This window comes from Coleofasciculus sp. FACHB-712 (assembly GCF_014695635.1).
Classification (GTDB): Bacteria; Cyanobacteriota; Cyanobacteriia; order Cyanobacteriales; family FACHB-T130; genus FACHB-T130.
Window position 1 is genome coordinate 1 of the sequence record NZ_JACJOQ010000246.1, and the last position, 4,535, is coordinate 4,535.

General features: G+C 47.1%; 4 protein-coding genes and 1 pseudogene. 3 read left to right on the forward strand and 2 right to left on the reverse strand.

The window, feature by feature from the left end:
* The 3 genes and pseudogenes from H6F50_RS07115 to H6F50_RS07125 form a co-directional block, all read left to right on the forward strand.
* Positions 1 to 513, forward strand: a pseudogene (locus H6F50_RS07115) (DUF4037 domain-containing protein); the annotation flags it as partial.
* 320 nt (positions 514 to 833) lie between these two features.
* Positions 834 to 1,115, forward strand: coding sequence for an antibiotic biosynthesis monooxygenase (locus tag H6F50_RS07120; protein WP_190412920.1), 282 nt, complete (start codon positions 834 to 836; stop codon positions 1,113 to 1,115).
* 486 nt (positions 1,116 to 1,601) lie between these two features.
* Complete coding sequence (locus H6F50_RS07125) at positions 1,602 to 2,450, forward strand: alpha/beta hydrolase (RefSeq protein ID WP_190427918.1); 849 nt, start codon at positions 1,602 to 1,604, stop codon at positions 2,448 to 2,450.
* Positions 2,451 to 2,693: 243 nt separating this feature from the next.
* Here the strand turns inward: H6F50_RS07125 and H6F50_RS07130 are convergent, their stop codons facing one another.
* Together H6F50_RS07130 and H6F50_RS07135 are read right to left on the reverse strand one after the other, a co-directional pair.
* Positions 2,694 to 3,554 (reverse strand): MBL fold metallo-hydrolase, encoded by an 861-nt coding sequence (locus H6F50_RS07130; RefSeq protein WP_190427920.1) that lies wholly within the window; start codon positions 3,552 to 3,554, stop codon positions 2,694 to 2,696.
* 143 nt (positions 3,555 to 3,697) lie between these two features.
* Positions 3,698 to 4,501, reverse strand: a complete 804-nt coding sequence (locus H6F50_RS07135; protein WP_190427922.1) for an SDR family NAD(P)-dependent oxidoreductase — start codon at positions 4,499 to 4,501, stop codon at positions 3,698 to 3,700.
* Between the last annotated feature and the right edge of the window lie 34 nt (positions 4,502 to 4,535).

Here is a 4,535-nt window from a genome sequence, read left to right on the forward strand (position 1 = left end):
CATGCTGGGAAAATTACTATTGATTACCAACCAGGGCATCCACACGGCTTTGTATCCTCTATTTATATGGGTGAAGTTGCAATTTGTCTGCCACTTCACGATCCGTATAACGTTTTAGATGCTTTAAAGGCAAAGACAACCCCTTATCCTATTCAGCTTAAACAAGCAACTATTGATACTTTTGCCTGGGAAATTAGTTTCTCACTGTTCATTGCACAAAAGGCAATTGCACGCGGTGATGTTGCCTATGCAGCAGGTTGCTGTTTCCGTAGCGTAGCTTGTATGAATCAGGTATTATTTGCACTCAATGAAGAATACCTATTGAATGAGAAAGGTGCGGTAGCAGTTGCCAACAGCTTTGCCCTCTGCCCACAGAACTATCAACAACGGGTTGAGTCAGTGTTTGCTTTGTTAGCAGTTGATGCAAAATCAATGATGGATGCGATCGCAATCCTTGAAGGAATTGAGCATGATTTGAGTCAATGGTATGGCAATCGTCGGTTAGTTATGTAAAGTCTAAGGGGCTAGTATTGAGCATAGTCTCCTGTTGCTTGCCGCGATCGCCTTAGCTCTGGTTCCTGAATCAATCTGACTGACGCAGAGTTCAGGAATGATGAATTTTCAAGTTCTGAGTGTCGCTGGACTGGTCGGTGAAGGCTTTGAACTCGATCGCATCGTGACTGCAAAAGAGGCGCACGTCGTTACTGCGATCGCGCGATAATGCACGTAGCCGATCTTGATTGTGGAGCCTCGCCTCGCGATCCACTACTACCAACACCAATGTCCCAAGCATCGATTAGGTTAATAAAGAAACACTACTAGCTAGATGAATTATGCAATACGTGTTAATTATCCATGAAGTTGAAGACTACGAGTCGTGGAAGAAGGTTTTTGACAATGCATCCGACATAAGAAGGGAAGCTGGAGAGAGGTCGTATCAGGTCTTAAAGTATGAAAGCGATCCCAACAAAGTGGTGCATTTCTCATTGTGGACATCGATAGACGATGCCAAGCGTTTTTTTGAATCTCCTAAACTCATTAGAATCAGAGCTGAAGCCGGAGTAAAGGCTCCTGATTTCATATACTTGGAGCAACTAGAGTCAGGCACTTTGTAGGATCGGGTAGTAAAAATTCCCTACAAGTCTGTCTGCGTGTCTATGACACAAATCCAACTCGCCTCTCCTAAAATTCCACTAAGGAAGGACGAGGATTTATGAGTCGATACAGCACGATCGTTCAATGGTAGTAATTGGACATTGCTGACCTCTATTTTTACGCACTGACTACCGTAGCTTGTCCTTTTGCTACTGTAGCTAAAATAGCTAAGACTTCTGGTGCTAACGGCTTCAAATTTGCTAAACGATTGGATGGTGCTGTGAAGACGCGATCGCAACTGTACGAGGATGTATGTCTTGCGTCTATGTCAATCTATTCCTGAACCCAGTACGCTGCAAAAGCGTACTTTATCCTAGTATTAACATTTAATTAAGCGATTACTTAAAATGTCGAAACTACTTGAACGAATCATAGTAAATCCTAGACTGTATGGCGGTCGTCTCTGTATTTATGATTAAGCGGATGAAATGTGGAGAAGTAAGAATATGTCTTTAACAGGCCATGTGTATTCAAGCGGTTTTAAGCTTCAGTATATTGTTGAGGGTGACGGTACTCCTACCATCGTGGTTGGAAGTTCACTGTATTACTCTAGAACGTTTTCTAACAATCTTCGTAGCAGTCTACAGTTGGTCTTTATCGATCATCGAGGTTTCTCACCTCCTTATAATTGTAAAGACACCTCTTTGTTCCAGTTAGACTCACTGGTTGATGATATTGAACTGGTTAGGAAAGAGCTAGGGTTTGGCAAGATTATTGTTATTGGTCATTCAGGTCATGGATTTATGGCGCTGGAGTATGCCAAGAAATATCCTGCCAATGTGTCTCATGTGGTAATGATGTGTGTAGGGCCAAATTACTCGCGTGAAGGGCATCTGGTTGCGGAACGATATCTGAATGATTCTGTTTGTCCTGAGCGTAAAGCAGCTCTTGCTAAAAACCTGACTAGGTTGCCTCAAGAAATATCTGCTGCGCCTGAGAAAGCTTTTATTACCTATTGCCTTCTCATGGGACCCAAAAGTTGGTTTGACTACAACTATGACGCGACAAAACTTTGGGAAGGTATAGAAGTCAATATGGCTATGTTTGATTATGTCTGGGGCGAGGTTTTTCGGGATATAGATATTACTGAGAACTTAGATAAGTTGCAAGCACCTGTATTGCTTGCACTTGGTCGCTACGATTACCTCGTTCCACCACCCTATATGTGGGAAGGAGTAAGAGACAAGTTTAGTAATCTTACTATCCGCATATTTGAGAAGAGCAGCCATGCGCCTCACTTTGAAGAGCCAGAGCTATTCGACAAAGAGTTACTCGATTGGCTTTTCAATCGCTAACCCTTTTTTGATAGGAAGCCTAACATTTTCTTATCTTCATATAAACTAATCGCAAGTCAACTAAAACCCTAACCTGTGTTCATAGAGCTAAAAATTCCTGAGTCTTCTGACGCAACTTAAATAAGAAGTCAGTTTTGGACTTGACCTCAAACATCAGATCGGGGACTCACTGAGCATAGCCTCCTGCTGTTCAGCGCGATCGCTCTACCTCTGACTCCTGAATCAATCTGACTGACGCAAACTTTAGGAATGATGAATTTTCAAGTTCTGAGGGTCGCTGGACTGGTCGGCGAAGGCTTTGAACTCGATCGCATCGTGACTGCAAAAGAGGCGCACGTCGTTACTGCGATCGCGCGATAACGCACGCAGCCGATCTTGATTGTGGAGCCTCGCCTCACGATCCACCTCCATCATCCATTGGTAGAACCGCATTCCCGGCGTGCAGCGTGGCTCGGAGGAGTCCATTTCGTGTCGATAAAAGTAGGCATCGCCTGCATTCAGCAGCCAACCCTCTGCTGTCTGGATGGCAATACCAGCATGACCCCGCGTGTGACCCGCAAGCGGGATGAGGAGAATCTCTGGCGGTAGTCCCTCAAGATCGCGGACTGCCTGGAAGCCGAACCAGGGTTCGCCCCCTGGCGAATAGAACTTCCAGCGTTTTACCTCGTCCCACTGCTCTGGACGATAGCGCCCTTTGGTAATGAAGCCGTGTCGATCCCGCGCTGCGTCAATTTCAGTCTGCATTACGTGTACGGTTGCTTCAGGGAAATCTTCCAGCCCACCAGCATGATCGAAATCGAGGTGGGTAAGCACGATATGGCGCACGTCCCGTGCGGAAAATCCTAGTTGCTCGACCTGAGCGATCGCCGTGTACTTGCGATCGAACTGGATACCGTTGAAATGAATAAAAAACGGGCTGAGTCGCTCGTAAGGTGACTTAACATCGCGCAGACCAAAGCCAGTATCGATTAGAACGAGTCCCTGGTTCGTCTCCACGAGCAGACAGTGACAGACGAGGCGAGCCGTTAGACCGCGACTGAAGCCATCGAAGAGCGCCCCACCGACCGGACACATACAGCCACAATTGAGATGATGAATGTGCATAAGTGTTCTGCTTTAAACTACTTTTTGCCTACGGGTATTGATGTCTGCACCTCATTCGACGCTTGCATTTGCTCCGGTCGGTATGAGAATGCCTGCCAAAACGCCTTTATATACAACAGATGATCGGGAAGGCACTGTGTGCGTTACTTGTTAGCCGACTCAGACTCAGTCATCTGACGATGCAGTTCAGCCTTGACCGGATCAGGCAAAACCTTGCTTACATTGCCCTGAATCTTCGTCAGGAGCGAACCAGCGATGATGTGATCCTTGCCTGCCATTAAGGCATCGAAACCCTGTTTGGCGACTTCAGCCGGGTCATCGTTCTGTTTTGTACCCACCGTGGTGTCGTCCATTCCCGCACGATGGAAGAAATTGGTATCGGTTGGCCCAGGCATGAGTGAGGTAACGGTGACGCCTGTATCCTTTAACTCGTTGCGTAACGCTTCCGAGAAGGAGTGTACAAATGCTTTGGAAGCCGCGTAGACTGCTTCAAATGGCCCTGGCATGATGGCAGCAATTGACGAAGTGAAGAGGATTCGACCCTTGCCGCGCTCGACCATATCTTTCACTACCCGTTTGGCGAGATGCACAGATGAAACGACGTTCAGGTTGATGAGATTCAGCTCGTCCTTCAGGTCAGTCTCGCGGGCGAAATCACCACCGACACCGACCCCTGCATTTATCGCGATCGCCTCTACCGATCTGCCAGTCGCCTTAATTTGGTTGTAGAGTGTCTCAACACCGTCATAAGTAGCAAGATCGGCCTGTACCGTCTCGACCTTGGCACCCAGTCCCTCAAAGGTTTGAGCGGCTTCATCGATACTCGATCCGGTGGCTGTGACAAGGAGATCAAAGCCGTTTTGGGCGAACTGTTTGGCAAGCTCGTAACCGATGCCCTTGGAGGCACCTGTCACGACAGCCAGAGGTCGGTTCGACGAACTGTTCATAACCATTTAAACTCCTGTAGGGCTTCTCCACGCT

Bases quoted from the DNA above. Each gene is read 5' to 3' on its own strand.
- H6F50_RS07120 (WP_190412920.1), top strand. From the start codon at position 834: ATGCAATACGTGTTAATTATCCATGAAGTTGAAGACTACGAGTCGTGG.
- H6F50_RS07125 (WP_190427918.1), top strand. From the start codon at position 1,602: ATGTCTTTAACAGGCCATGTGTATTCAAGCGGTTTTAAGCTTCAGTAT.
- H6F50_RS07130 (WP_190427920.1), bottom strand. From the start codon at position 3,554: ATGCACATTCATCATCTCAATTGTGGCTGTATGTGTCCGGTCGGTGGG.
- H6F50_RS07135 (WP_190427922.1), bottom strand. From the start codon at position 4,501: ATGAACAGTTCGTCGAACCGACCTCTGGCTGTCGTGACAGGTGCCTCC.